22 protein-coding genes and 3 pseudogenes are annotated in these 26,510 nt (G+C 58.7%); 6 read left to right on the top strand and 19 right to left on the bottom strand.

The features are described 5' to 3' along the window. Window positions 1–32: 32 nt before the first annotated feature. The 3 genes and pseudogenes from FFH21_RS15815 to FFH21_RS30000 form a co-directional block, all read right to left on the bottom strand. Window positions 33–992 (bottom strand): D-isomer specific 2-hydroxyacid dehydrogenase family protein, encoded by a 960-nt coding sequence (locus FFH21_RS15815; RefSeq protein ID WP_011168897.1) that lies wholly within the window; start codon window positions 990–992, stop codon window positions 33–35. After that, window positions 989–2,335 carry an LLM class flavin-dependent oxidoreductase gene (locus FFH21_RS15810; RefSeq protein WP_011168896.1) on the bottom strand — a complete coding sequence of 449 codons (1,347 nt, stop codon included), beginning with the start codon at window positions 2,333–2,335 and terminating at the stop codon, window positions 989–991. The genes FFH21_RS15815 and FFH21_RS15810 overlap by 4 nt, the downstream gene beginning before the upstream one ends. Window positions 2,336–2,515: 180 nt before the next feature. After that, window positions 2,516–2,662 (bottom strand): annotated as a pseudogene (locus tag FFH21_RS30000) (arginase family protein); the annotation flags it as partial. A gap of 798 nt (window positions 2,663–3,460) precedes the next feature. Here FFH21_RS30000 and FFH21_RS15805 point away from each other — a divergent pair. From FFH21_RS15805 to FFH21_RS30615, 4 genes and pseudogenes are all read left to right on the top strand, one after another. Further along, window positions 3,461–4,990: pseudogene (locus FFH21_RS15805) on the top strand (PAS domain-containing protein); the annotation flags it as partial. After that, window positions 4,991–5,617: a methyl-accepting chemotaxis protein gene (locus tag FFH21_RS31090; protein WP_371217817.1), complete on the top strand. Its 627-nt coding sequence runs from the start codon at window positions 4,991–4,993 to the stop codon at window positions 5,615–5,617. It begins immediately after the preceding pseudogene. Continuing rightward, on the top strand, window positions 5,614–7,095 hold the full coding sequence (locus tag FFH21_RS15800; RefSeq protein ID WP_041924577.1) for a chemotaxis protein CheW: 1,482 nt from the start codon (window positions 5,614–5,616) through the stop codon (window positions 7,093–7,095). The genes FFH21_RS31090 and FFH21_RS15800 overlap by 4 nt, the downstream gene beginning before the upstream one ends. A gap of 65 nt (window positions 7,096–7,160) precedes the next feature. Beyond that, window positions 7,161–7,286 carry a hypothetical protein gene (locus tag FFH21_RS30615; protein WP_080164905.1) on the top strand — a complete coding sequence of 42 codons (126 nt, stop codon included), beginning with the start codon at window positions 7,161–7,163 and terminating at the stop codon, window positions 7,284–7,286. Between the two features lie 87 nt (window positions 7,287–7,373). Here FFH21_RS30615 and FFH21_RS15790 read toward each other — a convergent pair whose 3' ends face one another. Then, window positions 7,374–7,772 carry a hypothetical protein gene (locus tag FFH21_RS15790; RefSeq protein WP_011168893.1) on the bottom strand — a complete coding sequence of 133 codons (399 nt, stop codon included), beginning with the start codon at window positions 7,770–7,772 and terminating at the stop codon, window positions 7,374–7,376. Between the two features lie 94 nt (window positions 7,773–7,866). Next, the gene (locus tag FFH21_RS15785) at window positions 7,867–8,742 is read right to left on the bottom strand and encodes an MBL fold metallo-hydrolase (RefSeq protein ID WP_011168892.1); all 876 of its coding nucleotides are present in this window, start codon (window positions 8,740–8,742) and stop codon (window positions 7,867–7,869) included. Between the two features lie 109 nt (window positions 8,743–8,851). Between FFH21_RS15785 and FFH21_RS15780 the strand changes: the two genes are divergently transcribed. Then, a complete protein-coding gene (locus FFH21_RS15780) occupies window positions 8,852–9,748 on the top strand; it encodes a LysR family transcriptional regulator (protein ID WP_011168891.1) in 897 nt (298 codons plus the stop codon). Between the two features lie 120 nt (window positions 9,749–9,868). On the opposite strand, the gene FFH21_RS31085 is transcribed toward FFH21_RS15780, so the two are convergent. The 11 genes and pseudogenes from FFH21_RS31085 to FFH21_RS15730 form a co-directional block, all read right to left on the bottom strand. Beyond that, a complete protein-coding gene (locus FFH21_RS31085; protein ID WP_369812063.1) occupies window positions 9,869–10,597 on the bottom strand; it encodes a methyl-accepting chemotaxis protein in 729 nt (242 codons plus the stop codon). Between the two features lie 129 nt (window positions 10,598–10,726). Then, a pseudogene (locus FFH21_RS31080) lies at window positions 10,727–11,653 on the bottom strand (cache domain-containing protein); the annotation flags it as partial. Window positions 11,654–12,023: 370 nt separating this feature from the next. Next, window positions 12,024–12,596 (bottom strand): sarcosine oxidase subunit gamma, encoded by a 573-nt coding sequence (locus tag FFH21_RS15770; protein ID WP_004658055.1) that lies wholly within the window; start codon window positions 12,594–12,596, stop codon window positions 12,024–12,026. A 3-nt stretch (window positions 12,597–12,599) separates the two neighbouring features. After that, window positions 12,600–15,506, bottom strand: a complete 2,907-nt coding sequence (locus tag FFH21_RS15765; RefSeq protein ID WP_004665598.1) for a 2Fe-2S iron-sulfur cluster-binding protein — start codon at window positions 15,504–15,506, stop codon at window positions 12,600–12,602. Continuing rightward, window positions 15,503–15,808, bottom strand: coding sequence for a sarcosine oxidase subunit delta (locus FFH21_RS15760; protein ID WP_004658056.1), 306 nt, complete (start codon window positions 15,806–15,808; stop codon window positions 15,503–15,505). Before FFH21_RS15760 ends, FFH21_RS15765 begins: the two co-directional genes overlap by 4 nt. 13 nt (window positions 15,809–15,821) lie before the next feature. Continuing rightward, the gene (locus FFH21_RS15755; protein ID WP_004658057.1) at window positions 15,822–17,063 is read right to left on the bottom strand and encodes an FAD-dependent oxidoreductase; all 1,242 of its coding nucleotides are present in this window, start codon (window positions 17,061–17,063) and stop codon (window positions 15,822–15,824) included. Further along, window positions 17,045–17,947 carry a bifunctional methylenetetrahydrofolate dehydrogenase/methenyltetrahydrofolate cyclohydrolase FolD gene (folD, locus tag FFH21_RS15750; protein ID WP_004658058.1) on the bottom strand — a complete coding sequence of 301 codons (903 nt, stop codon included), beginning with the start codon at window positions 17,945–17,947 and terminating at the stop codon, window positions 17,045–17,047. The genes FFH21_RS15755 and folD overlap by 19 nt, the downstream gene beginning before the upstream one ends. Further along, window positions 17,944–18,810, bottom strand: a complete 867-nt coding sequence (purU, locus tag FFH21_RS15745) for a formyltetrahydrofolate deformylase (RefSeq protein WP_004658059.1) — start codon at window positions 18,808–18,810, stop codon at window positions 17,944–17,946. The genes folD and purU overlap by 4 nt, the downstream gene beginning before the upstream one ends. Window positions 18,811–19,082: 272 nt before the next feature. Continuing rightward, on the bottom strand, window positions 19,083–19,811 hold the full coding sequence (locus FFH21_RS15740) for a DUF4198 domain-containing protein (protein WP_011168890.1): 729 nt from the start codon (window positions 19,809–19,811) through the stop codon (window positions 19,083–19,085). Window positions 19,812–19,849: 38 nt separating this feature from the next. After that, on the bottom strand, window positions 19,850–21,961 hold the full coding sequence (locus tag FFH21_RS15735) for a TonB-dependent siderophore receptor (protein WP_004665596.1): 2,112 nt from the start codon (window positions 21,959–21,961) through the stop codon (window positions 19,850–19,852). Window positions 21,962–22,185: 224 nt separating this feature from the next. After that, entirely contained in the window at window positions 22,186–23,487 is a 1,302-nt protein-coding gene (locus FFH21_RS15730) for an Nramp family divalent metal transporter (RefSeq protein ID WP_011168889.1), read from the bottom strand. A gap of 162 nt (window positions 23,488–23,649) precedes the next feature. On the opposite strand from FFH21_RS15730, the gene FFH21_RS15725 reads away from it, so the two are divergent. After that, on the top strand, window positions 23,650–24,390 hold the full coding sequence (locus tag FFH21_RS15725) for a carbon-nitrogen hydrolase family protein (RefSeq protein ID WP_011168888.1): 741 nt from the start codon (window positions 23,650–23,652) through the stop codon (window positions 24,388–24,390). A gap of 6 nt (window positions 24,391–24,396) precedes the next feature. Here the strand turns inward: FFH21_RS15725 and FFH21_RS15720 are convergent, their stop codons facing one another. The 3 genes from FFH21_RS15720 to FFH21_RS15710 form a co-directional block, all read right to left on the bottom strand. Beyond that, the gene (locus FFH21_RS15720; protein ID WP_019741287.1) at window positions 24,397–25,650 is read right to left on the bottom strand and encodes an MFS transporter; all 1,254 of its coding nucleotides are present in this window, start codon (window positions 25,648–25,650) and stop codon (window positions 24,397–24,399) included. A gap of 106 nt (window positions 25,651–25,756) precedes the next feature. After that, window positions 25,757–25,939: a DUF1289 domain-containing protein gene (locus FFH21_RS15715; protein ID WP_004665593.1), complete on the bottom strand. Its 183-nt coding sequence runs from the start codon at window positions 25,937–25,939 to the stop codon at window positions 25,757–25,759. Window position 25,940: 1 nt separating this feature from the next. Next, complete coding sequence (locus FFH21_RS15710; protein ID WP_004665592.1) at window positions 25,941–26,312, bottom strand: hypothetical protein; 372 nt, start codon at window positions 26,310–26,312, stop codon at window positions 25,941–25,943. Window positions 26,313–26,510: the final 198 nt, after the last annotated feature.

The following is a 26,510-nucleotide window of genomic DNA, read 5'->3' as shown; positions in this document are numbered from 1 at the left end:
ATTTCCACGCAGCGTAATGGGTGTGATCTGTGTCAGTAGCCGCGCTGGCGATCAGCCTGATTCTGCAAGGCCTGCCCGTTGAGAAAACGCTCAAGGTTGGCCAGAAAGCTGTCGGCTATTTCGTTACGGCTGTTGCTGGAGATCGCCGAGGTGTGCGGTGACAGGCGCACGCGAGGGTTTGAGTACAGTGGATGCCCGTCCGGCAGGGGCTCGGGTTCGGTGACGTCCAGCGAGGCCAGGCCGATGTTTCCATTATCCAGCGCATTGAGCAGCGCTTCATGGTCAAGCAGGCCGCCACGGGCGATGTTGATCAAGTGCAGGCCGGGTTTGGCACTGTTCAGCACCTCGGCGTTAACGATGTGCCGCGTCGCCGGTGTCAACGGCGCGGCCAGTACCAGATGGTCTGCGCGCGCGAACAGGTCATGAATGTCGCGTGCAGCCTCGACACCGTCAACCTCGAACGGAGCCGAACTTTGCCGCAATGCGATCACGTTGATACCCAGCGCCTGGGCCTTGCTGGCCAGACTGCGGCCGATGGCACCAAAGCCTAGAATCCCGAGCGTGGTGCCCTTGAGCGGCGTCAGGGCGGTGAAGTTCCATTGCGAGTCATGCACCCAGATATCCGGCAGATGCTTGGCTGCGGCAAAAATGGCGGCCAGCGAGAACTCGGCGATGTTTTCTGCCGCGCTGCCCCGCGAGGTGCTCACCGGCGGCCCGTTGAACAGCCATCCTGGGTAGAAGTCGATACCCGAAGACACCACCTGAATCCATTTCAGGCCATAGGGCCAGCCCGGAGGCGGCAAGGCCGGGGCTTCATAACCACGCACGTTGATAGGGCGCGCCAGCAGAATGCTGACCTCGCCGGGCAAATCGCTCGGCACCCCGACCTGTACGCCGATGAGCCTGGCTTCAGGGTGGGTCACTGCAAGCCGCTCGCGAATCACCTGATTGAAATTATCATCCATCTGGCTGGCAATCACGAGTCGAGTCATGCCACCGCCTCGTCAGATTGATGGGCGACAGCCTTCGCATGACGATTGACCGGCACCTCAAGGCCGAGGTTTTCACGTAGCGTATTGCCGCTGTATTCGGTGCGAAACAGTCCGCGTCGTTGCAGCACCGGCACCACCCATTCGGTGAAGTACTGCAGGCCGTCCGGCAGGACGCTATTGATGATGAAACCGTCGGCTGCGCCTGCTTCGAACCACGTTTGTATCGCGTCGGCGACCTGTTGCGGTGTGCCGACAAAGTCACGGCGGGGCAGGGAGAAGCGCAGGGCGACTTCACGCAGGCTCAGGTCTTCGTCTTTGGCCAGTTGCTTGACCCGGTCCGAACCGCCTTTCTGGCTGTTGGAGCCCAGATCGCCCAGTTCCGGGAAGGGTTCGTCCAGTGGATACTGGCTGAAATCGTGATCATTGAAGGGGCGGCCAAGGGCGACGATTGCGTCTTCGATCGTCACCAACTCCACGGCCTGGCGATAGCGGCTCTCCACCTCAGCCTCATCGCGCCCGACAATCGGGCGAATGCCCGGCAGAATCGACAGTGCGTGAGGGTCGCGACCAAAGCCGTCAGCCCTTTGTTTCAGGTCCTGATAATAGGCGCGCGCTTCATCGAAACTCTCGGCGTGGACGAAGATCGCGTCGGAGTTTTGAGCGGCGAAGTTACGCCCGGCCTCGGAGGTGCCTGCCTGAAAAATCACAGGCTGACCCTGCTTCGACCGGGCGATGTTGAGCGGGCCTTTCACCGAGAAGAATTCGCCCTTGTGGTTCAGCGCGTGCAGTTTGCCAGGCGTGAAAAATTCGCCTTTCTGCTTGTCGTAGGCGAAGGCGTCGTCTTCCCAGGAATCCCACAGACCTTTGACCACCTCGATATGCTCTTTGGCGATACGGTAGCGTACGGCGTGCGGTGGGTGTTCGCCCTTACTGAAGTTGTCAGCGGTGCCACTGAGCCAGGAAGTCACCACATTCCAGCCAGCCCGACCGCCACTGATGTGGTCCAGCGAAGCAAACTGGCGAGCTACCTGAAAGGGTTCGGTGTAGCTGACCGTCACCGTTGCCACCAGACCGATATGCCGGGTGGTGGCTGCGAGTGCGGAGAGAATGGTCAACGGTTCGAAACGATTCAGGTAATGCGGACTGGATTTTTCGTGAATGTGCAGGCTGTCGGCGATGAACACAAAATCGAAGCGCGCCGCTTCGGCCAACTGGGTCTGCTGCTGATAAAAGCCGAAATTCACACTGGCGTTGGCCAGTGCGTGCGGATGGCGCCATTCGCCCCAGCCATGGCCGACCCCGTGGACCATTGCGCCAAGTTTAAGGTGTCGTTGTCTGCTCATGGTTTTGCTCCGGACGGTTCAGAAAGGTGGATGCACCTCCGCCTGGAGAAAGGGGTCGGTATAGGATGACGATATGCCTATAAAAAACCGCAGTGAAATTCTATTTTGTTATATGTTAATTATTAAATTAAATAATTATTCAGTATTTAAATATGCATAAATTGAATTTTGCTCGCTGTTTCAGGAGTCAGCCCCGAGGGTTGGCAGCCAATCGCCAAGCAACGGTAGTTTCGTCAGCATGTTCTTCAGCGCCAGAGCATCCCATGGCAAATGCTCGGCAATGCCAAGGCCGACCACGTCCACTGCGCTGGCTACGTCTGTCAGCAAGCTCCGATCGTCACCTTAGGAGTAACTGCATGCATAAGGGTGTGCGCTATGGTAAAGGACGATATCGCCAGCGCCTTGCCGAGACTCCCTGTCTTGCTGAAATCGCCGGTGATATAGAGGAAGACTGGATGCGGGTGAAGGTAACGCTACTCTGATCCCTGACATTCAGTCTGCCGTCAAACGGCGCTTCGTTCAAAGACTGGCTGGTGACCAGGCCATACGTCGGTTATCAGACGTTGATCCAGAGCAAGACCCCTGTTCCGGCAGTGTTTCAAGGTGGTGAAAATAGTTTATATACCTGTGATCCAGCCGTTATATCCCTACGTATGCAGCGCTCTGCTTACCCAAGCCTTCTAGAACAGGAGTTCCATGGACCCGCGCCTTGCTGGGCTTTCTTTCTTACTCACCTTGGGATGGACGGGGGCCGTGATTCTCGTCATCTGGTTTTATGCTTGATGACGCAACGGTTTTCAGTAGGGGAAGGAAGTTGTGTACGAAGCGGTCTTTGCCGGTGATCGGGAGGGCCTGACCGTGTGTGTTTTGATAGTGGCTAGATAATAGCTAGCTGACAGCGCTAAAGCTAATCTGACTGAAGCCGATGTTTATGTAACGGCTCATTGCCGAGTGACTTCGATAGTTCCACCTGGCTCTGACGGCCTTGAAGTTTGCGCTATGGAAGGCATTGAGAAAGACGATTAACCGGCTTGATCAGCAGGCACCATAGTCAGTCCGCGCCTCATGTTTGAAGCGTTTGACCGGGCCCGCACAGACCGGCGCTTTATAACAATACTTCCATAGATGCTGACTCGCAGAGTATTTTACATGTCGACCACAATTGAAAGCACTCCCAGGGACCGGGCCGAGCTAGAGATGGACCTGCACTCGCTGATGGCGGCCATTGACCGTTCGCAGGCGATGATCGAGTTTGATCTTGAAGGCAATATCCTGCGGGCCAATACCAACTTTCTGGATTGCGTCGGGTATCGCCTGGACGAAGTCCAGGGTCGGCATCACCGCATGTTCTGCACCCCGGAACACGCTTCCAGCGTTGAGTATGCGACGTTTTGGGAAAAACTGGGCAAAGGTGCCTTTGACGAAGGGCAGTACAAGCGCCTGGGCAAGAACGGTCGCGAGATCTGGTTGCAGGCAACCTACAACCCGGTTTTCGACGACCAGGGCAACCCGTTCAAGGTCGTAAAATTCGCCACCGACGTCACGCAGCAACGCAAGACCAACGCCGAGTACGAAGGTAAGGTCGCAGCGATCGATCGTTCGCAGAGCATCATCGAGTTCGACCTGAACGGCCGCGTGCTCAACGCCAACGAAAACTTCCTCAAGGTGCTGGGCTATCGTCTGGATGAGATACAGGGCCAGCATCACCGCATGTTCTGTGAAGACGACTACCTGAACAGCCCGGCCTATCGTGCTTTCTGGGCCAAGCTCGAGCGTGGCGAGTATGACTCCGGCGAGTACAAACGAATCGGCAAGAACGGTCGAGAGCTATGGATCAGCGCCACTTACAACCCGATTTTTGACCCTGATGGTCGTCCTTACAAAGTGGTGAAGTTCGCCAACGACGTCACCGAGAGCCGCGTCCGTCAGGCCGAGTCCGCCGGCAAGGTGACGGCGATCGAGCGTTCTCAGGCGGTTATCGAATTCGATCTGACCGGCAAGGTGCTGAATGCCAACCGCAACTTCCTTGCGGTATTCGGCTACGACCTTGAGGAAATTGTCGGCGAACACCACCGGATGTTCTGCTCTGAGGAGTTTGTCAGCAGTCTGGAGTATCGCGAGCTCTGGGAAAAACTGGGGCGTGGCGAATACGACGCCAATGAGTACAAACGCAAGCGTAAGGATGGCAAGGAAATCTGGATTCAGGCGACCTACAACCCGATCTTCGACGCGCAGGGCAAACCCTACAAGATCGTCAAGTTCGCGCTCGACGTGACAGTTGCCAAGGAAACCAGCGTCGAGCACCACGGCAAGGTGAATGCAATCGACCGCGCCCAGGCCGTCATCGAGTTTGACATGGCCGGCAACATTATTACGGCCAACGCCAACTTCCTCAAAGCGCTGGGCTATGGCCTGCTGGAGATCAAGGGCCAGCATCACCGTATTTTCTGTGATGAGGAATATGTGCGTGGCACTGAATACCGGGAGTTCTGGCACGGGCTGGGGCAGGGCGAGTTCTATTCCGGACGCTTCATGCGCGTCAGCAAGTACGGGCAGAAAATCTGGATTCAGGCGACGTACAGCCCGATTTTAGACCATGACGGGCTGCCGTTCAAAGTGGTGAAATTCGCCACTGACATTACCCGTCAGGTCGAGATGGAGCAGGCGATAGAAGCCAAGACCCGCGCCATGGGCGAGTCGGTTAAAGCATTGATGAACGCCATTTCCTACGTGGCACAAAGCACCCAGACGGCCACCGATCTGGCCAGAATGACGCGTGAGCAGGCCAGTACCGGTTCGCAGACTCTGGTCAAGGCGTCCGATGCGATGGGCATGATCGCCAAGTCGGCCGAGGGCATTCAGGACATCATCCAGGTGATCAGCGAGATCGCCAGTCAGACCAACATGCTGGCCTTCAACGCCGCTATCGAGGCGGCCAGGGCTGGCGAGCACGGCCTGGGCTTCTCGGTGGTGGCCGATGAAGTGCGCAAGCTGGCCGAGAAGTCCTCGCGTGCGACCAAGGAAATCAACAAGCTGATCCTCGAAACAGTCAGCCGGATCGAGTCGGGCTACGAGATTTCGCGCAGTGCCGGCGAAGCCTTCGAACACATCGTGGAAGGCGTGATGCAGACCACTCAGGCAATCGACGGGATCAACACGGCGACAGAGAAGCAACGTCTGTCGGCGCAGGAAGTCGAGACACTGATCGTCGAGCTGCATAAAGCCAACCTGACCGGCTACACCCAGACTCTGGACAAGGTATCCATCGGACAACCTGCATGAGCAGCCTGAATGCCTATGGCGTCGTGCAGATCAATGGCGTTTATCTGGCGGTGATTGCCGAAGCGCTGATGGAGGCCGTGCACTGGCCTGCCGACCTGTACCCCCATCCGCTGACTCGCGGTGCGTTGCGCGGGGTGTTTACCTTGCGCGGCAAACCGGTGCCTTTGGTGGACCTGCGGGGCCAGTTGGCGGAGGGCGGCGATACATCGTTGCCCACGCCGCTGGTCGCTATTCTCAAGTACGGCGGTGGCTACCTGGGGCTGGCGATTGATGCGGTATGCGACATTCTCAAGGCCCGCGACTCTCAATTCAGCCCGCTGGGCCCTGGCGGCACCAGCGTCGGGTTGCTGCCATCACTGCTGCTGGGCGCAGAAGAATCGCGGATGATCTACAAGCTCGACCTGGGTTTTCTGAGTAGCTTGCCAGGCGTACTGTTTGCTGCTGATCCGAGCGCGCAGGTGCTCAAGGAAGAAGCGCTCGCGGCCAAGAATCGTTTGCTGCATTACCTGGTGTTCGAGTGTGACGGTCGCAACTTCTGTATCGATGCGAGCGTCGTGACCGAACTGGTGGATAATCCTGAAATTTCGGCGTCGGACTTTGCCAGTGACTGCTGCTTTGGCGTTACGTCGGTGCGTGGCACCAAGGTCCCGGCGCTCAATCTGTCCGAAGTCCTTGGTCTGGACCATAAACGCCAGACCTCCAAGCCGCAGTTGTTGCTATTGACGGCTCCGGACGGTCGGGTATGCGGGTTTGGTTACGACCGCATGGTCGCCATCCAGCGTCAGGACCCGGGCAGCCTTCTGGCGGCACCGGGTTACGGCCTGCCGCATCCTGAACTGCTGGCCGGGGTCATGAACCTGGAGGAGGGGCAACAGGCATTGTTGCTGGATCATCCAATGCTGTTGCAGCGCCCGGAAGTCAAAAGCTACACCCAGGTTTACCAGCACGACGTCAAACCTGCACAAGCCTCGCACGATGTGACCAAGGCGATGTTGCGCCATGCCTGTCTGCTGTTTGACGCACCGACCCGCTTCGTCGCGCCGTTGAGTCAGATCGTCGAGATCATGAGCGTGCCGCAACAGCTGATCGGTTTGTCGCAACCGGCAACGCACCTGCTAGGGCAGTTCAATCTGCGTGGCGAGCAAGTGCCGCTGATCTGCCTGAGCAGCCTGCTGGGCGAGGGGGCGCAAACCCCGGGTGAAGCGTCCCGTGTCCTGATCGTGCGTGGCGAGCGCCTGTGCTTTGGTTTTGCCGTGAGCCGGGTCGATGCGATCGACGCGTTCAATCAGTTCGACCCGGCCATGCTCGAGCAGGGCTGGCAGGCCAATACCGGCAAGGGGATCTCGGTCAATGACCGAGTGCGCTCGCTGGTCAGCGTCGGCAGTCAGGAACGCAGTTGGCGCGCAACCCTGCTCGATTTGCAGGGGCTGGCCAGGCAACTGGAGTGCAATGTCGCCGAACGAGTGGCAGCGCGCTAATCAATCGGAACCGAATGCTTCGCGCGTGGCCTTATTTTGAGTGTCCACGAGCGGAGAGAATGACCATGACTGACCAGAAAGACGAGAAAAAGCCGGAACCGGCAAACGATGTGCCTGCGCACTCGACGCCAGAAGAAAAGGAACGCCTGAAGGACTTCAACAAGGGTGGTATTCCGCCGGGGGCCTGTTGATCAGTCAACAGGACAATGCACATGACGCCCGGTCTGTTTTAGATCGGGCGTTATGGTTTCAAAGGCCTGTTCGGGCTCTGTATTGACTCACGCGTCGCGCAGCAGGTCGTTGGCGTTGAGTAGTTCATAGGCGATCTGCGGGCGTGCCTCAAGTACACTGCGGATTGCGCTTGCAACCGACTTGCGCGTCTTGCGGCACAGGCCGGTCTTTTTCTGCACGACAATGCTGATGCCGCGCATGGTGCGTACTTCGTTGAAGCCCGGTGCGATTTCGACGCGCACACCCAGTTGCTCGAAAATCTTGCGCTGCATGTGCTCCAGATCCTTCAGGCTTTCGACACGGCTCAGGCGCTCAAGCAGCGTGTTTTCCGCATCACGGGTCAGCTTGAGGATGCGCAGGTCGGCGCCTTCCGCATCCAGCCGTTCGCGCTCGCAGTCGCAAGCGCCGGGCGGGCAGGGGTTACGGATTTTGACAGGAGCATTCATGGGGGCAGCATAGCGATTGACGGGGGCGTCTGACCATCCCTCGGAACTGCTGCGCGCAACTGCGGCGATGCGGCAACAGTTCCCTGGTTTCAGATCAATTCGGCCACTTCATCTCGCCCTTGATGACCTTGGCACTCAGTTCCAGCGAACTCGGCTCGGCCAGTTGTGGCCAGGCATTCTGCATGGCATCGATCAGGCCCTTGGAATCCTTGGTTTTGGCCGCTTGTTGTTCAAAGGACTTCAGGTAGTCGGCGGTGAACGTCACAGCCTTGGTGCCCGCTGGAATCTCGCCCAGATAATGGCCCGGAATTACCGTGACCGGTTTCAGCGCCTCAATGCCCTTGAGGGGCGCGAGCCAGTCCTGACGCGATTTCGGGCTTTGGGTATCAGCAATCCAGACATGAATGCCGCTGGACACCACGACGCCGCCGACCACCGCCTTGAGCGATGGAATCCATACGTAGCTGCGCTCGGGGGCCGGGCCGCTCAGGCCTTTGATCTGTAATGGCTGACCTTCAAGGGTAAGATGGTCACCCTCGAGCACCTCTGGCAGGACCAGTCTGGCCGGAGCATTGTCCTTGAGAATCGGTCCCCAGTAGGCAAGCTTGCCCTGCATCGACGCCTTGATCGCTTTCACGGTAGGAGCGCTGGCAACGATCTTCGCATCGGGGAAAGCAGCTTTGATGACGTCCAGCCCGAAGTAGTAATCCGGGTCGCTGTGGCTGATGTACACGGTAGTGAGTTTCTTGCCGCTGGCCTTGATCTTCTCTACCAGCGCCTGAGCATCGTTACGCTGAAACTGCGCATCGATCAGCACCGCATCATGCTTCCCGGTGATCAGTTCGGATGACACCGGGAAGACGGCTTTTTCGGCCGGATTGTAGACCTCGATCGCCAGTGGATCAGCGGCCTGGGCTGCAAGCGGGAATAGCACCGCGAACGATAGAGCAAGCAGGGAATTGCGTAGCATGGGGTACGACCTTTTTATAGAGCAAGACTGAGGTCGTTATCTTATGTTGCTTAAAATGAAACAAAAGCCTCAATATTGGCAACTATTGATTGCTTATATCGGATGAATCATGGATCGGATCATGGCGGCGCGGGTGTTCATGGCCATCAACGAACGCGGCAGCCTCATTGCTGCCGCTGAGGCGCTGGACATGTCACGGGCGATGGTGACCCGTTATCTGGCGCAGATGGAAACCTGGGCGGGAGCGCGCTTGCTGCACCGCACCACGCGCAAGCTGGGGCTCACTGCGCCCGGACAGGTGACGTTGCTGCGTTGCCAGCAGCTTGTCGAGCTGGCTGACGCAGTGCCGCTGGCAGCCGATACGCAAGTCGATGAGCCGCGTGGCATGCTGCGTATTGCCTGTTCGCAGTCACTGGCACTGGCGGTTCTGGCCCCAGCGGTGAAGGCTTACCTGCAACGCTACCCCGGCACCTCGGTGGATCTGCTGATTGGCAACGAGGCCGTGGACCTGGTCAGCGAGCGCATTGATCTGGCAATCCGCATCACCAATCAGCTGGACCCCAATGTGATTGCCCGTCCATTGGGGCATTGCGATTCGGTTGTCTGTGCCTCTCCAGCCTACCTCGCCATGCACGGCACTCCCGCCAGTCCGCAAGAACTGGCTGCACACAACTGCCTGACCTATTCGTACTTCGGCAAGAGCCTGTGGGAGTTCACCCGGCAGCAGTTGCCGCTCAGCGTTCCGGTGGGCGGCAACCTCAGCGCCAACGATTCAGTGGTGTTGCTGGAGGCCGCAGTGGCTGGCGCGGGGATCACCTTGCAACCGGTGCATTCGGCAGCGCCGCTGATTGCAAGTGGCAAGCTGATCGCGGTGCTGCCCGACCACCAGCCAAGGGCGCTGGGCATCCACGCGATCTACACCTCGCGGCATCACCAGTCGGCCACCTTGCGCACCATGCTGGATTTTCTGACTGAATGGTTTGAGAGGAGCGGCGCAGAGCCTTGAGGTTGGATCACCTGCTGCGCAAAGGACGCAGAGCGCCCAGAACGGCATGCCCACGCGGAGCATGGGCACGATAGGGGACACACAGACACCTATCGTTTCTCACGCTCCGAGTGTGCAGTATCAGGTCTTGAACTTGCGCACCAGGCCGTCGAGTTCGCTGGACAGTAGTTCCAGACTTCTGGAATCCGCACGGGCGGAGTCCGAGAGGTCGGCGATCAACTGGGCGTCGCCATGGATCTGGCTGATGTGACGGTTGATGTCTTCGGCCACCTGATGCTGCTCTTCGGCGGCGGTTGCAATCTGGGTGTTCATGTCGCGAATCACATCAACTGACTCACGGATCTGCCCGAAGCTGCTGCGTGCCTGCCCGATCTTGGTCACCGATTGCTGCGACACGTCGAGGCTGGCGTGCATCTGTTGCGCCACCGAAGCGGTGCGTTTGGCCAGATTGCCCAGCAGGTTGTCGATTTCGGCGGTCGAGTCCGAGGTACGTTTGGCCAGCGCGCGGACTTCGTCGGCTACCACGGCAAAGCCGCGACCCTGCTCGCCTGCGCGAGCTGCTTCGATGGCCGCGTTGAGGGCCAGCAGGTTGGTCTGCTCGGCAATCGAACGGATGGTGTTGAGGATCGACTGAATGCCTGCGCTGTCCTTTTCCAGTTGCGTCATATCCTTGGCCGAGCGGGTGAGTTCCTCGCTGAGCTGGTCGACACTGCGCACCGCATCGTCGATCTGTCGCTGACCTTCACGCGCCTGCTGCTGACCGCTGTCGGCCGAATCGGCGGCCTGGCTGCAGGAACGAGCGACTTCGTTGGAGGTGGCGACCATTTCATGGAAGGCCGTGGAGACCATGTCCACCGCCTCGCGCTGACGTCCAGCGGCTTCGGCCATGTCGTTGGAGACACGGGTGGAGCTGTGTGAGGCTTCAAGAATCTTCCCGGCAGCCTGGCCGATGTGCTGGATCAGGTTGCGAATCGCGGTAAGGAACTTGTTGAACCAGCCTGCCAGTTGCGCAGTTTCATCCTTGCCGCGCACGGCGAGGTTCTGGGTCAGGTCGCCTTCGCCGCCAGCAATGCCTTCCAGGCCGCTCGACACGCTGTGGATCGGACGCACGATGACGCTGGCAAAGCTGGCACCGACAATCGCAAAGACCACCGCCAATACCGCAGCGATAACGCCGATCAGCCAGGTCAGGCGGGTGGCCGAGGCCATCACTTCGTCCTGTTTGATCAGACCGATGAAGTTCCAGCCCAGTTGCTCGGACGGGTACACGTTGGCCATGTAGCGTTCGCCGTTGAGTGTCACCTCGACCAGACCACTGGCGGTTTTCGCCAAATCGCTGAAGCCGTCGCCCAGTTCACCCAGTTTCTTGAAGTTGTGTTCCGGCTGCTTGGGATCGACCAGCACGGTGCCGCTCTTTTCCATCAGCATCAGGTAGCCGCTGTCACCCAGCTTGATCTGCTTGACGATGTTGGTCAGCTGCTTGAGTGATACGTCGATGTTGACCACGCCGCCAGGGTTGCCCAGTTTATTAGGGATCGCCCGAATGGTGCTGACCAGCACCGCGTCATCGTTGGCCCAGTAATAGGCGTCGCTGCGCACGGTTTTGCCAGCATTGGCCATTGCGGTCTTGTACCACGGGCGAACACGTGGGTCGTAGTTGCTCATTTTCGGGTCTTCCGGCGTCATGATGTAGCTGCCGTTGATCAACCCGTAAGAGACGTAGGAGTAGGCCGGATGGGCCTTGGCGATACTGGCGAACAGCTCGGTCGCCTGCCTGTCATTCTCGGACTGCGGGGGAGGCGTTGCGCCCATGTAGTTGCGGAAATCATCGCTCGCCCCGGCGATCAGCGGGTGCGCCGCGATGTAATTGACGTTCTGCGTAATGCCGTCGAAAAACAGTTGCATGGCATTGTCGACCTGGCGAATCTCGCGTGCGCTGCTGTCCACGAAATCACTGGTCGCCTTGTCACGCAGATTCACGATCACGATGGCGGCGACGACTAATATGGGCAAACACGCAATGACTGCGAACGCCCACGTCAATTTCTGTTTGATATTCATTTGAGCTCCGGGGGGCGCGTTACTGCCGCAAGTGTCGGGTGCTGCATGGGTGCAGTCTGCGACCCCAGGCGTTGAGCCGAGGGTCGCTCTTATGGTCTACCAAATGTCCAACGGCTTTATGCCAGTATTCTTTAGGCGGCTTGGCGGTAACAGACACTTGTTGTCGTTCATGAGCACGAAACGGCCTTTATTCACTGAAGCAGTAACCCGTTGTTCATGAGAGGCGCCCTCCAAACTCGGTCATGGCATCCAGCATCGCTTCCTTGAAGTAAGCCAGTGAAGCCCGATCAAAGAGAATCTGAAAACAGGGTTCGCTCTGCGCGCCAACATTGATCACGATCACATTGATTCGCACTGCCGAGGTCTGCGCCACCGAGCCGACTGCGAATGCTGACGGACGCAGGTCCACGCCGCACAATTTGGCCATCACCTCGGGGATGCACGGGCCGCTCAGTTGCAGCCACGCATGGCTGTCTTCGCGAGGCAGCAGGTAGTTGGCGTTATGGTCCAGTTCCCAACGGGCTTCCTCATCGGCTATGCGCTGGCCTTTATCAAGCGGGCTGCCGAGCAGCAGGTATTCGGTCTGCGAAAGACGTGCAACATGGCTGCCGTCGGCCTGAGTAACCGCGCGGTTCGGCGTGTCGGGCAGACTGAAACCACGTGCTGTCAGGTATTCGGCGCTTTGCGTACCGCGAAACCCCACGCGCGGCAGATCGGTCAGGTCTTGCAGTGTGCACAGTGAGGGCGCGCCAGCTCTGACCGGGCGGTCCTGGATAAGGCTATTCATGGTTCAGAGCTCCTGGCGCTGGTTTTCAGGATCGAAGAAGGGCATTTTCACGACGGTCGCCTGAACCACCACACCGTCTTCGACGCGAATCGGGATCTGCTGGCCGGGTGTGCTTTGGTCGAACGCGGCATAAGCCATGCCGATAATCATGCCGAGGGTTGACGAGTATTCGCAGGAGGTCACGTTGCCACTGATGTCCGGACCTTTGAGCACCAGATGACCTTCAAGCGGCAGCGGACTGGCCTTGGGCAGTGTGAAGCCCACCAGCTTGCGTTTCTGTGGCTGGGCTTCGAGGATATCCACTGAGCGGCGGCCGACGAAGAACGGCTTGCTCCGGCTGACCGCCCAGCCCATGTCGATTTCGGCTGGATGGGTCATGCCATCGGTGTCCTGGCTGATGATGACGTGGCCTTTTTCCAGACGTAACAGACGTTGCGTTTCGACGCCGAACGGACGCATATCAAACGCCTTGCCAGCCTCGGTCAGCGCGTCCCACAGTGTCAGGGCATGCCGGGCCGGAACGTGGATTTCGTAGCCCAGTTCGCCGACGAAACCGACTCGCAACAGCCGCGCCTTGATGCCGGCAACAGTGCCCAGGCGCACGCCCAGATAGGGGAAACCTGCGGCGGACAGATCAAGGTCGGTACACACTTGCTCCAGTACCTTGCGTGAATCCGGGCCCGCCATGTTGACCGCAGCAATGGCCGCTGTGACGTTGGTGATGTCCACATTCAGACGCCACTGGGCATTCCACTTGAGCATCTGTTGGTAGATGCGATCCACACCGCTGGTGGTGGCGGTGACGTAGAAGTGCTGGTCGGCAAAGCGTGCACAAACGCCGTCGTCAATGACCACGCCTTGCTCGTTGGTCATCAGCGCATAGCGTGAACGCCCGACCGGCTGCTTGAGGAACGCAAAGGTGTACATGCGGTTGAGCAGCTCGGCGGCATCGGGTCCGCGCACGTCCAGGCCACCGAGTGTCGACACATCGATAATCCCGACCTTGTTGCGCACATGCAGTGCTTCTTGCTGCATGCAGGTATCGCGTTGCGATGGCTTGCCATAGAACGCTGGGCGCTGCCAGATCCCGGCCGGCATCATCTTCGCGCCTGCCTGCACATGCCGTTGGTGCATGGGCGTCTGGCGGTAGGGGTCGAAGGCCCGTCCCGCGACATGCGCCAGTTTCTCTGCCTCGAAGGGCGGTCGGGCAGTGGTCACACCGGTTTCGCTGATGCTGCGCTGGGTAGACGCGGCCACCAGTCGTGCGGTTGGCAACGCTGAGTGACGACCTTGCGACGGCCCCATCCCGACAGTGGAATAACGCTTTACCAACTGAATGTCGCGATAGCCAATGCGGGTGGCATTGACGATATCACGCACCTGCAAGTCTTCGTCGAAATCGACAAAATCCTTGCCTTCGGGATGCGGAAAAATCGGCCAGGCGAAGTTGACCTGCGCTTCGCTGCGCAGTGCGGCCGGTTTGTCGGTCGATTCCAGGCCTAGCGCCGAGAGCACCCCGGCGGCGGCATTCGCCGCATCGGTCAGCACGTTATCCAGCGCGTGATAACCGTTGACCGAACCGGCGATGCCCAGGTTCTGCGGCAGGCTGCTGATCGCGAACTCGGCCTGCCGATCGTCATAGGCCAGCTTGCCGCCCGCCTGACACAGCAACTGGTAGGCCGGCATGTAGCCGCCGGACATGCACAGCAGGTCGCACTCGACACTCAAACCCTTGTTGGCCACCTGACCCTGGCCGGTGATCTTGCGCAGCTCGGCCCCGCTTACGTGACGCATGCCTTTCTCGTGCAGCGCTTCATACACGGTGGTGCTCATGTGGCAGACGATGCCACGTTGCTCCAGCGCAACCTGCAATCCCCGATCCGACGGATTGGCGCGCATGTCGGCGACCGCGACCACTTCGACACCCTGATCGTGCAAATCCAGTGCAGCGAGGTAACCGTCATCATTGCCGGTCAGCACCACCGCGCGCTTGCCGGGCTTGACTGCGTACAGCCTGATCAGACGCTGCGCGGCGCTGGTCAGCATCACACCGGGCAAATCATTGTTGCGAAAAATAACCGGCTGGTCGAACGAGCCACTGCACACCAGGCATTGCGTAGCGCGCACCTTGTACAGACGCTTGCCCTGAATCACTGGCAGATAGTTGTCGGTAAACCAGGCATTGCAAGTGGCCTGTGTGAGGACCTGAATATTGGCGTGCGCTTGCACGGCGTCGACCAGTTCGCGCCGCAGTTGCCCGGCACGCTGACCGTCGATATCGAAGCGCGCGTAAGTCAGCGAACCTCCGAGTATCGGCTGCTGTTCGATCAACAGCACCCTCGCTCCGGCGTTGGCTGCGGTCAGAGCCGCCTGTAACCCGGCAGGTCCTGCACCGATTACCGCCAGATCTGTGAACAGGTACGCCTTGTCGTAGTATTCAGGCTGAAAGTCCAGATCCAGCACGCCGAGGCCCGCTTTCTTGCGAATGATCGGCTCCCAGACTTTCCACATGCCTTTGGGCTTGTAGAACGAGCGGTAGTAGAAACCCACCGGCATGAACTTCGAGAACTTGCCCAGCCAGGCGTCCCTGTCGTGGTCCAGCGAGCCGCTGAAATTCTGTCCGGTTGCCTGCAAGCCATCCTGCAAGACAAAAGTGTCGGCCAGCACGTTAGGCTCGTGTGGCAACTGGATCAGGCTGTTGGCGTCCTGTCCGGCCATGCTCAGCGGTCCGCGCGGGCGATGGTATTTGAACGAGCGCGAGAGCAGAAAGCGACCATTGGCCAGCAGTGCGCTGGCAATGCTGTCGCCTTGCAGGCCCTGATACGTTTTGCCATCGAAGCTGAAGGTGAGCGGCTGGTTGCGATCGATCAGCAGGCCCATGGGCTCGGGCAAGCGGGCTGGGGTGGTCATCCTGCGATCTCCTTGGATGGGAGGGAAGCGAAGTCGATACGTGCGGTAAATATTTCCCGCGGGTCGAAGGTGCGAATGATCTCGTCGCTGCCGGTATGACGTTCGGCCAGAAACCAGTAGCTGGACGGGTTATGCATCCACCACTCGCGCACCACGCCCAGGGTGTCCTCACTGTTGAACACGTAATCGGCCCATTGCGCATCGCTGCAGGTTTGCGGGTCAGGCATGTGCTTGAATTCGCCGCCGTAGGTGAATTCGCTGATGTTGCGCGGCCCGTTGAGCGGGCAGGTCATGATTTTCATGTGTCGCTCTCCGTCAGTGGCTGGCCGCTGTCGCGCCCATTTCGTTGACTTGCTGGAAGGTCGAGAAGCGTTCCAGCGCGAATGGCCTGATCAACTCAGGCACCTTGCCGCCACTGGCCACCAGTTCGGCCATGGTCTTGCCGCAGATCGGCGTCGCCTTGAAGCCCCAGGTACCCCAGCCTGCGTCCAGGTAATAATTCTTGACCGGCGAAAGCCCCATGATCGGGCTGTAGTCCGGGGTCATGTCGGTGATTCCGGCCCACTGGCGCATCAATTTGGCGTTGGCCAGAAACGGAAACATCTCGATGGCGTGTGCCAGCAGGCTTTCCTTGAGGTCCAGCGTCGAGCGAGTGTTGAACAGCGGATACGGGTCCGAGCCGCCGCCAAACACCACCTCGCCACGACTGGTCTGCTGGACATAGCAGTGCAGGGCAGACGAGCTCACCAACGGTTCGAGGAACGGCTTGAAGGGTTGAGTGACCATCGCTTGCAGCGGGAAGGTCTGGATCGGTGAGCGAATGCCGGCCTTTTTCATCATCTGCGAACTCATGCCCGCGACCGCCTGTACGGCGCAACCGCACTGGATGGTGCCGCGATTGGTTTTCACAGCAGTGATGGCGCCATTCTCGATTACCAGTTCCTGCACTTCGGTCAGTTGATGAATCTCGACGCCGCGCTTGGCCGCCTGTTTGGCATAGCCCCAAGCCACCGCGTCATGACGTGCGGTGCCGCCGTCGATATGCCACAGGCCGGCGAGCACCGGCAGATGGCCAGGGTCCAGATTGAGGCTCGGCACCAGTTCGCGGATCTGCTGGCGGTCGATCATTTCGGTGCGGCCGCCGAAATGCTTGTTGACCTCGGCGCGCTGACGGAACGAGCGTACGGTGGCGTCGGTATGCGCGAGGGTTAGCTGGCCGCGCTCCGAATACATGATGTTGAAGTCGAACTCGTTGGACAGGCCCTGAAACATCTTCACCGACTCGGCATAGAACTTCACACCTTCGCTGGTCAGGTAATTGGAGCGGATAACCGCCGTGTTGCGCGCCGTGTTGCCGCCGCCCAGATAGCCTTTTTCCAGCACGGCGATATTGGTGATGCCGTGGTATTTCGACAGGTAGTACGCGGTCGCCAGGCCATGACCACCGCCGCCGATGATCACCACGTCGTAGGAAGGCTTGAGTTCCTTGGGCGCAGGCAGATCCACCTCGACCGGATACTCCGGGCTGAGCCCGTATTTCAACAGGTTGAAAGGCATACGGCCTCCGATTGGCTGCGCTGTGCGAGGGCTTGCTGCCTGGCAGCAGTCACTGTGTTTTTCATCAGAAAGGCGATGGTCATCGGCCCGACGCCACCGGGCACCGGTGTGATGGCAGAAGCCACGCTCAGGGCGTTGTCGAAATCGATATCGCCCACCAGGCGGCTGCGGCCTTGATCCTCGATGCGGTTGATGCCGACATCAATCACCACTGCGCCGGGCTTGAGCCAACTGGCGTCGATCATGCGCGGGCGACCCACTGCTGCGACGACGATGTCTGCCAGCTGACACAAGGCCTTGGCATCGGTACTGCGCGAATGCACCACTGTCACCGAGCAATGCGCTTGCAACAGCAGGGCGGCCATTGGCTTGCCGACGATATTGGAGCGACCGATAACCACCGCATGTTTGCCGCTCAGATCGCCGCAGGTCTCTTCAAGCAAGTGCATGCAGCCGCTGGGCGTGCAGGGCGTCAGCACGCTGCGTCCTTGGCTGAGGCCGCCCACGTTTTCACTGTGAAAGCCATCGACGTCCTTGCCCGGATCAATGGCCTGCAAGGCGCGGGCTTCTTCCATGTGCGACGGCAGTGGCAGTTGCAGCAGGATGCCGTTTACCGAGTCGTCGGCGTTCAGTTCGGCAATCAGCGCCAGCACCTGTGCCTGGCTGCTCTTGGCAGGCAGGCGGTGCTCCAGCGAACGAATGCCTGCTTCCTCGGCGCGCAGGATCTTGTTGCGCACATACACCTCACTGGCCGGGTCGTTACCGACCAGAATGACCGCCAGTGCCGGTTCGATGCCGTCGGCCTTCAAGATTTTCACTTCGGTGCTGACTTGTTCCAGAACACGAGCGGCGGCTGCCTTGCCATCGATGATGCGCGCGCTCATCGGAAGATCACCGTTCGGTCAGTGTTGAGAAACACCCGATGCTCAAGGTGGTATTTGACTGCCCGCGACAGCGCGATGGTTTCGTTGTTACGGCCTGCTGCGACCAGGTCTTCAGGCAGGTAGACGTGATCGACACGCTGCACTTCCTGCTCGATGATCGGGCCTTCGTCCAGGTCGCTGGTGACGTAATGCGCAGTGGCACCGATCAATTTCACGCCGCGCTCATAAGCCTGGTGATACGGCTTGGCGCCCTTGAAACCTGGCAGAAACGAGTGATGAATGTTGATTGCCCGCCCCGCCAGTTGCTTGCACAGGTCGTCGGAGAGAATCTGCATGTAGCGCGCCAGCACCACCAGTTCGGTACCGGTTTCGTCGACCACCTTCATCAGCGCAGCTTCCTGCGCAGCCTTGGTTTCTTTACTCACAGGCAGGTAAATGAAACGAATGCCTTCCCGCTCGGCCATCGGCCGCAAGTCCAGATGGTTGGACACAATGGCGGTGATGGTCATGTCCATTTCCCCCTTGTGGTAGCGGTACAGCAGGTCTGTCAGGCAGTGATCGAACTTGCTGACCATCAATAAAACGCGCATCGGGCGACGCGTGTCATGCAGTTCCCACTGCATGGCGAAGTCTTTGGCCACCACATCGAAACCGGTTTTCAACTGCTGGATGTCGCCGTCGTGACCGTCGTTGAAGCGAAACACTGCGCGCATGAAAAAGGTGCCGCTGTACTCGTCGTCGAACTGGGCCATTTCACCGATGTAGCAGCCGTTGCCAGCCAGGCAGGAAGCCACTGCCGCGACAATGCCGGAGGTCGCCGGGCAGCTGATCTTCAGGATGAAATGGTTCTTCTCGTGTTGCATGGCTTGTCCTCTGGAATAGGGCGGCAGCTCGGCAAAGGGGGCAAAAGTCAGATACAGAGGTTTTTGAGTGGCGAATAAAATTCTCTACAGGAATTTAATATTCTTTAAGGCTGTTTTATAGGCGAAAGAAAAAGCAGCGTCCAGAGGTTTCTGGAAACTTTGTTTACTAAAGGGAATATGGGGAGTTGGCGTGGTGGGGAGCTGGTGCCTTTTTTTCAGTTGCCGTGAGGCAGAAAACGCCCAGTGCGGGCGTTTTCAGGAAGCAGTAAGGGTCAGTCGTGATGCGCCTCACCGACAAACGTCAGTGAGGTAAACAAGCCGCGCTCGGCGATATCGATATTATCCTTGACCGGCTGCGTGACCTCGGCAGCGATGATATTCAGCCCTTCGTTGCGCACGATCACGCTGGCCAGGCCCTGGACGTCGGTTTCGGCGCTGACGACATCCGGTGCGCTGCGGTAATCGCCGATCAGCTTGATACCGGCGGCGGGTTTGCCGTCGATCAGTACGCGTACCGGTAAGGGTTTGCCAACCCCGACCTTCAATGGATCAGCCTGTGGCACGATCACAAAATTCAATTTGCTGAACGAGGGCAGGTGCGCGTCTTCTGCGTAGATTGCCACGCTGTATTTGAAGGTATGAATCGAGTCGGTGCCATTGGGCACTTTGCTGCGGCCTTCGTTGATCCACTTTTTCTCGGCGTTGCGTGTCCACATGCCGTTGTCCAGCGCCACCGTCATCACGGCGGGTGGTTTGAGGGGCACCAGTCGCGCGTGATCCTCAAGGCGTTGTACCGTCACCGGGATCATTTTGCCCTGCTGGTCATACGCCCATGCGCCGCTGACTTTTTGCGCTTTGAACGCGTTGTCTTCCGCGCCATGACCGTAGACCACCTCGATATTGCCGCGCCGCTGTTCGGTCCACAGGCCGTGTGCGTTTACTTGGCTGGCGAACAATGCGCCGAGCAGGCCCAAGGCCATGAAAGGTTTTGTTGACAGCATGGTGCATCCTTATTGTTGTGAAGCGAGGGTTACAGGAGTCAAAGGCCGAGTGTCAGGCTGACCGTAAAGTTACGCGGTTCGCCGGGCGCGACCCAGTAATTGCTGTAGGAGCGCTCGTAGTATTTTTCATCGAAAATGTTGTTGAGGTTCAAGCCCACTGTCACGTTCTCGCTGGCTTTATAGTGAGCCAGCAGGTCGACGGTCTGGTAGGCCGGCAGCTCGAAGTCGGTGCCGGACTGGCCGGAACGATCGCCGACGTAGGTATATGCCGCGCCCACGTCCGAACCGCGCAATACGCCTTCCTGAAATTCATAGACGCTCAACAGGCTGCCACTGTGTTTGGCGACCCCGAGGATGCGACTGCCTGCCGGGATGGTCCGGTCGCCCTTGGTGACTTCGGCATCAATGTAGGCGAATGCTCCGATGATCCGCACCGCGTCAGTGATTTGTCCGGTGAATTGCATGTCGAAACCCTGGCTGCGGGCCTTGCCCACGGCGCGATTGGTGTCGGTGCCCGGGTCCAGGGCCAGAACGTTTTCTTTTTCTATGTGGAAGGCGGCGAGGGTGGTACTCAGGCGGTTGTCGAACAGTTCGCTCTTGATCCCGGCCTCATAACCGATGCCTTCTTCCGGGTCGAAGGTTTTGCCGACGGCATCCAGGCCATTGTTCGGCTTGAACGAGGTGGACGCGTTGGCGAACAGCCCAACCTGCGGCGTGAGCTGATAAAGCAGCCCGGCGCGCTGGGTGAAAGCGTCGTGACGCTGACCGGAGGTGGCATTGGTGGTGAAGTCATCGACCTGCTGATCGAAGTGCTCGTAGCGCGCGCCGATCATCCCGCGCAGCTTGTCGGTAAAGACAATCTGGTCCTGTAGGTTCAGCGCACGGCTTTCAATGTGCTCGTAGAAATCAGTGCCGGAACGCGCGCCATTGGGTTTCGGCTGGCCATACACCGGGTTGTAGATGTCGATGGCGTATGGGCTGCCTGCAATGGTAGTCACCCGCTCGTTCTTGCGGTAATTCTCGTATTCGGTGCCGATCAGCACTTCGTGCTCCAGACCGACCGCGTCGAAATGGCCGCGCAATTCCAGTTGGGTGATGCTGTCGTGCCAGTTGTTGTCGCGTTCGCGGTAACGACGGTTGACGGTACGACCGTCGGCATTCAGGGGGCGTGCCTCGCTGGCAAAACCTGACATTTCGCCTTGCTTGTAGTGGCTTGCCAGGCGCAGCGACCACACATCACTGAGTTGATGGTCGAGGGCAAACTGAACCATGTTGTTGTCGTTATCGATGTCGTCGTCCGGTTCGCCGAGGAAGGTCGACCGGGACACACCACTCCATTTATTGTTGGGGGCGACCACACCCCGGTCGAAAGTCGATGTCTGCCGCACGAACTCGGTTTCCACCAACAGACTGGTGTCGGGGTTCAACTGCCAACTGAATGAGGGGGCGACGAAGACCCGCTTGCTTTCGACATGGTCACGAAAGCTGTTGTTGTCTTCGACGGCCAGATTGACACGAGACAGCAGCCTGCCTTCCTCATCCAGCGGTGTGTTGACATCCAGTGCGGTGCGATAGCGATCCCAGCTACCCGCACTGGTTTGCAGGGTGGTGAATGCTTCACGCTGGGGTTTTTTAGTGACAATGTTGACCGTCCCGCCAGGGTCGCCACGGCCATACAGACTGGCAGCGGGGCCTTTGAGCACTTCGATACGCTCGATGTTGGCGGCATCCGGCGTGGCAGGGTAGCCGCGGTTGGCGCTGAAGCCGTCCTTGTAGAATTCGGAGGTGGTGAAGCCGCGGATGCTGTATTCGTAGAGCGTCAGGCCTCCGAAGTTGTTTTGCTTCGACACGCCCCCGGCAAACTCAAGCGCGCGCTCGACACTGTTACTGCCCAGGTCCTTGAGCACCGAAGCGGGCACTACGCTGATCGACTGCGGAATGTCCTGGATGGCGGTATCGGTTTTGGTGGCGGTGGCCGAACGGGTAGCGCGATAGCCCTGAACCGGGCTGGTGGCTGTCTCGTACTGATAGTCGGAGGTTACGTTGACGCTTTCCAGTTCAATGGTTTGCGGATGTTCCTCCGCATAGCCGGTATTGCCAAAAACCCCGATTGCCAAGCCTGCCAGAGACGCGATTCTACGAGACGACATGTGAGACTTCCTGATGATAATAGATACAATATAACATCTCCGTTGAGAATTATTTCTGTTTATTTTTGGCGGGATGTGACAGTTGTACCCATCGACAGGAGCCTGACGCGTGAGGGTAGGGTTTGAGGTGGGGGAAGATTCGATCACTGAAACCGAGTCCATTTCCATGGACGGAAATGAACTCGAAGACGGTTTATTCAGCGCACATATAGCGTTCTATCTGCTCAGGCGAGCAACTCTGTCCCCAGTTGAAACGCCACCCACAAGGCCAGTCCGGTCGCAAAGGTCAGCGCAATGTTCTCGAACCAGTTGTTGCGGTATTCCTTGCTCAGCAGCGACTTCTGATTGGACATGATCAGCAGCCCCAGCGAGATGACCGGTAGCCCCACGATGTTCAGTGCGTTGACGCCCAGCGTCAGGGTCACGAAGTCCGGCATGCCGGGCAGCGACCAGATCAGCGGGGTGACCAGAATGAACAGCATGAACCATTTGTGCATCGGGTCGTTGTGGAACACTTTGCCGTAGCGTTCGCGACGCTTCGGGCGAATGTGCTGGAAGGCATCGGTGATCAGCATCGGGAAGGCGGTGGTTTTGCCGGAAATACTGGCAAACAGCGTGGCGAACACACCGATGAAGAAGATGTACCAGCCCAGCGGGCCGAAGAATATCTCCAGCGCCTTGCCCAGATCAGCCAGAGTGTTCACCTGAATACCGTTGGATCGTAAAATTTCGACGCCAACCACCCAGATGGCCAGGTTGATGATAATGCCGACGATCACGGCGAACAGAAGATCGTTGCGCTGAATGCGTTTGTGCTCGGGGCCGGTCCAGCCTTTTTCACGCATCACGTAAGGGTGGACGAAGTTGGCGATGGAGCCGGCTACGGCACCGATCACCGAGACAGCCACCAGCAGCGCCCCGTGCACACCTTCATCAGGCGGAATGCTGAAACCGATAGTGCCCTTGATGATGCCGCTGACATCCGGACCGGACATGATCGCCAGGGTAAGAAACGCCAGGGTCATGATTGCCAGCAATACCTTCATGACGCCTTCGATCATCGTGTAGATATTGCGTCCCACCAGCAGCCATACGGCGATCACCACCGCAACCGAGCAGAGCAACGGCTGATTGATGTGCAGCAGCATGGCAAGCGCTTCACCGGCACCCTTGATCATGTAGGCGTTGATCAGATGGCCCATCAACAACGCGTAGCCCAGCATGAACCAGGCAAACAGCGGATGCAGTTGCGCATAGCCCTGCAGAATGGTCATGCCCTGGTTATTGCAGAGCTGGAAGCGAGCAATGATGTTGACGATCAGGAACCTGAGCAACAGCGAAATCGCCAGCACCCACATCATGGCGTAGCCATAACTGGCACCTGCCACCGACGATGTGATCAGATCACCCGCGCCCAGCCAGGACAGCACCGCGATGATGCCGGGGCCGAGCAGTTTGGCGAGTTTTTTGAGACGAGGTTCGCTGGCGGGTGTAGCTGTTTCTTTGAGAGACGGGGTATGAGGCATGCGTTGAATCTCCGTTTTTATTGTAATGAGATGTCATTCACTGCCAGCTAAGATAAGACGTCGTACAACATTGGTGTTGGTTGAAAATGTAACCAGGTGTGAACCGGGCAGCGCGTGTTAGATAATGTCCGACTTGTCACCATTGTGTTCTCAGGAGAGTCCATGAAGTTTCCGATACTCGCTGTTGCTCAGTTCTGCTCTGCAAGGGGCGATATCGAACAGAACCTCGCCGGACACCTCGCGTTCATGCAGCGCGCCGCTGATCTTCGGGCCAGTTACCTGCTGTTTCCCGAGCTCTCATTGACAGGCTACGAACCCGATCTGGCCCGAGCGCTGGCGTTGCATGCGGACGACGCCCGTCTTGAGCCGATTAAGGCGTTGGCCATGAAGCTGCGCCTCGTTACCACCATTGGCGTACCGCTCAAAGGAGCAAATGACAGCATCCTGATTGGTGCGCTGACCTTCGCCGCTGACGGCGACGTCACTACCTATGCCAAGCAATACCTGCATCCCGGTGAGGACAAAGTGTTCAGTGCGGGAAACAAGGACTGCTATCTGCCCATTGATCAGCAACGGATCGGCCTGTGCGTGTGTGCTGATTTCACGCAGCCTGCGCATGTGCAGCGTATCGCGGAAGGTGGCGCCTGGGTGTATGCCGCGAGCGTACTGATTTCGCCGGGTGGCTATGCACAGGATGCAGAGCTGCTCGCGGGACATGCCCGACGTCATAACCTACCGGTGCTGGTGGCCAATCACGGTGCACCGACTGGCGGCTGGGAGTCGGCAGGCCGCAGCGGCCTATGGGACGGGGCAGGGCGCTGGATAGGCGGTATGCAGGGCGCAGGAAGCGGGCTGGTCATCGTGACCTGCCAGCGCGAAGGCTGTCAGGTTCGGGTGGCGTAAACAGATTTAAGTGCTCACCGCGTGGTCAGGTTTGAGTTCAGGTTCATTATTCGAACGTGAAAGTGTCTCCGGTACGGCCACCAGCAACAGACAAAACGCCGCCGCCGCCACACCCGCGAGGGTCAGAAACGCAGCGCTGTAGCCTGCTGCATGTACCACGAAACCGGCCAGGCCGTTGCTCAGCGCCGCGCCCAGTCCGAACAGAGTGGACAGTGCCCCGAGGCTTACATTGAAACGTCCGCTGCCTTGAGTGAGGTCCTTGACCATCAATGGAAACAGCGCACCGAACAGGCCGGCACCGATGCCGTCGAGTATCTGCACCGCCACCAGCCAGTAGGGGTCGTCTGACAGGGTGTAAAGCACACCACGAATCGGCAGAATCAGAAAGCCTGCCAGCAGCAGCGGCTTGCGACCCCAGTCATCCGCTTTCATACCCACCAGCAGGGCAGCTGGCACCATGACCAGCTGGGCTGCAACGATGCACGCCGAGGTCAGCGGCGTCGCCATCTGCATATTGATTTGCGAAAGCTTCTGACTTACCAGTGGCAACATGGCTGCGTTGGCCAGATGGAACAGTGCGCAACAGATACCGAAAAGCAGCAGCGGCTTGTTGCTCAGTAACGTAGCAAGTCCGGAAGGCTGAGCTCCATGAGCGTTGTGGTTCGCATCAAAACCGCGGGCGACGTCGTGATCGATGGCATCCGCAGAAACGAAGCTGATCGCGATAACACTCGCCAGGGCCATCGCTGCCATCAGATAGAACACCGCAATAGGCCCGAAGAGGTAGGCAAAGCCGCCCGCTAACAGGGCTGCGCAGGCATTACCGGCATGGTTGAATGTTTCGTTGCGTCCGGTACGGCGGGTAAAGGCTTTCGGCCCGGTTATGCCCAGAGAGATGGCCGCGATGGCCGGTGCGAACACCGAGGACGCGATGCTGCTCAGCGCCTGGGTCAGGGCGACGACGGAGAAGGACGAAGTGAAAGGCAGAATCAGGCAGCTCAGGGTCACCAGCAGCGCCGCCACACCAATCATGGCGCGCTTGTAAGGCGTCCGGTCGATAAGCGCGCCAGCAGGGGTTTGGGTCAGCAGCCCGGCGATACCTGCGATGGTCATCACCACGCCTATGCTGGCCGGGTCCCATTTATGCACGGCCAATAGATAGATCGCCAGGTAAGGCCCCAGGCCGTCACGCACATCGGCGAGGAAGAAATTCAGGCTATCCAGTGAAAGGGTGTTGCGGCGATCTGCATGACTGGCCAAGAGCGGAATTCCCGTAATTCGTCAGACTCCAGGTAGCCGAGTCACGGGTAATACTGACCGGGGCCGTTTTAAAGAAGTTTCCGCCCTGAAGATGAAATTTTAGGTTTCACACGTTCTTTTTCTGCAGGCTTTTCATGCGCTGTGTGGCACGTTGCACTGCGGCCATCTTTTCCGGACGTTTCATGCGTTTCCACTTGCGGATATCGTCCTTGGTACGCCCGCAGCTCACGCACAGATCGCCGCTGAGCTGGCACACGGAAATGCACGGGTTTTCGATGTCCTTGGCCATATCAACTCCGCCTGGCGTATTTGCGCTTGATACGCTGCTGCCAGTCGCCACCGTTCTCGCGCAGGCACTGCTCTTCGCAGTCGACATGCACATGAGCAGCTGCATTCGACAGGCTAACCTGTGCATCGTCAAGTGCCTCAACCGTCAGACCGATCATCCGCTCCACCAGCCCGCGCGCCAGCGCAGTGTTCTTGTCGGCCAGCGTGTCGAACACCCATACCACCTGCAAGCTGGCAGGGAAGGCTGCGTAATCAACTTCGTGAGTCAGCCAGCAAAAGCCGGGCATTTCGGTTTTGGCTGTTTCGCAGGCGTGTGTCAGTGCGCTCACCAGACGCCGATCTGTCTGGGCCTGTTCGCGTTTGCTGGATGGCATTGGAGGCCTTGGGTGTGGATGGAAGAGTTGTGCAAGATACCTGATTGTTGGTTTGGGCATGAAGTCTGGGATGCGATGAGTCTTGAGGTAATGCCTGATTCCATGAGGCTATTGTTCGGGCCGTTCAGGGATATCTTGTAGGATGACGTGCGGCCGCAAGCCGTGCGCATTCCCAAAAATAAGATAATGGATGCTCAT

The sequence above is a fragment of the Pseudomonas sp. KBS0707 genome (assembly GCF_005937945.2).
GTDB classification, from domain to species: domain Bacteria; phylum Pseudomonadota; class Gammaproteobacteria; order Pseudomonadales; family Pseudomonadaceae; genus Aquipseudomonas; species Aquipseudomonas amygdali.
The sequence above is the reverse complement of the archived record's forward strand: the minus strand, read 5'-3'. Positions and strand labels throughout refer to the sequence as shown.

What these genes read in the sequence shown, in the direction of transcription:
- FFH21_RS15815 (WP_011168897.1), bottom strand. Translation starts at nt 992, where the DNA reads ATGACTCGACTCGTGATTGCCAGCCAGATGGATGATAATTTCAATCAG.
- FFH21_RS15810 (WP_011168896.1), bottom strand. Translation starts at nt 2,335, where the DNA reads ATGAGCAGACAACGACACCTTAAACTTGGCGCAATGGTCCACGGGGTC.
- FFH21_RS31090 (WP_371217817.1), top strand. Translation starts at nt 4,991, where the DNA reads ATGGAGCAGGCGATAGAAGCCAAGACCCGCGCCATGGGCGAGTCGGTT.
- FFH21_RS15800 (WP_041924577.1), top strand. Translation starts at nt 5,614, where the DNA reads ATGAGCAGCCTGAATGCCTATGGCGTCGTGCAGATCAATGGCGTTTAT.
- FFH21_RS30615 (WP_080164905.1), top strand. Translation starts at nt 7,161, where the DNA reads ATGACTGACCAGAAAGACGAGAAAAAGCCGGAACCGGCAAACGATGTG.
- FFH21_RS15790 (WP_011168893.1), bottom strand. Translation starts at nt 7,772, where the DNA reads ATGAATGCTCCTGTCAAAATCCGTAACCCCTGCCCGCCCGGCGCTTGC.
- FFH21_RS15785 (WP_011168892.1), bottom strand. Translation starts at nt 8,742, where the DNA reads ATGCTACGCAATTCCCTGCTTGCTCTATCGTTCGCGGTGCTATTCCCG.
- FFH21_RS15780 (WP_011168891.1), top strand. Translation starts at nt 8,852, where the DNA reads ATGGATCGGATCATGGCGGCGCGGGTGTTCATGGCCATCAACGAACGC.
- FFH21_RS31085 (WP_369812063.1), bottom strand. Translation starts at nt 10,597, where the DNA reads ATGGTCTCCACGGCCTTCCATGAAATGGTCGCCACCTCCAACGAAGTC.
- FFH21_RS15770 (WP_004658055.1), bottom strand. Translation starts at nt 12,596, where the DNA reads ATGAATAGCCTTATCCAGGACCGCCCGGTCAGAGCTGGCGCGCCCTCA.
- FFH21_RS15765 (WP_004665598.1), bottom strand. Translation starts at nt 15,506, where the DNA reads ATGACCACCCCAGCCCGCTTGCCCGAGCCCATGGGCCTGCTGATCGAT.
- FFH21_RS15760 (WP_004658056.1), bottom strand. Translation starts at nt 15,808, where the DNA reads ATGAAAATCATGACCTGCCCGCTCAACGGGCCGCGCAACATCAGCGAA.
- FFH21_RS15755 (WP_004658057.1), bottom strand. Translation starts at nt 17,063, where the DNA reads ATGCCTTTCAACCTGTTGAAATACGGGCTCAGCCCGGAGTATCCGGTC.
- folD (WP_004658058.1), bottom strand. Translation starts at nt 17,947, where the DNA reads ATGAGCGCGCGCATCATCGATGGCAAGGCAGCCGCCGCTCGTGTTCTG.
- purU (WP_004658059.1), bottom strand. Translation starts at nt 18,810, where the DNA reads ATGCAACACGAGAAGAACCATTTCATCCTGAAGATCAGCTGCCCGGCG.
- FFH21_RS15740 (WP_011168890.1), bottom strand. Translation starts at nt 19,811, where the DNA reads ATGCTGTCAACAAAACCTTTCATGGCCTTGGGCCTGCTCGGCGCATTG.
- FFH21_RS15735 (WP_004665596.1), bottom strand. Translation starts at nt 21,961, where the DNA reads ATGTCGTCTCGTAGAATCGCGTCTCTGGCAGGCTTGGCAATCGGGGTT.
- FFH21_RS15730 (WP_011168889.1), bottom strand. Translation starts at nt 23,487, where the DNA reads ATGCCTCATACCCCGTCTCTCAAAGAAACAGCTACACCCGCCAGCGAA.
- FFH21_RS15725 (WP_011168888.1), top strand. Translation starts at nt 23,650, where the DNA reads ATGAAGTTTCCGATACTCGCTGTTGCTCAGTTCTGCTCTGCAAGGGGC.
- FFH21_RS15715 (WP_004665593.1), bottom strand. Translation starts at nt 25,939, where the DNA reads ATGGCCAAGGACATCGAAAACCCGTGCATTTCCGTGTGCCAGCTCAGC.
- FFH21_RS15710 (WP_004665592.1), bottom strand. Translation starts at nt 26,312, where the DNA reads ATGCCATCCAGCAAACGCGAACAGGCCCAGACAGATCGGCGTCTGGTG.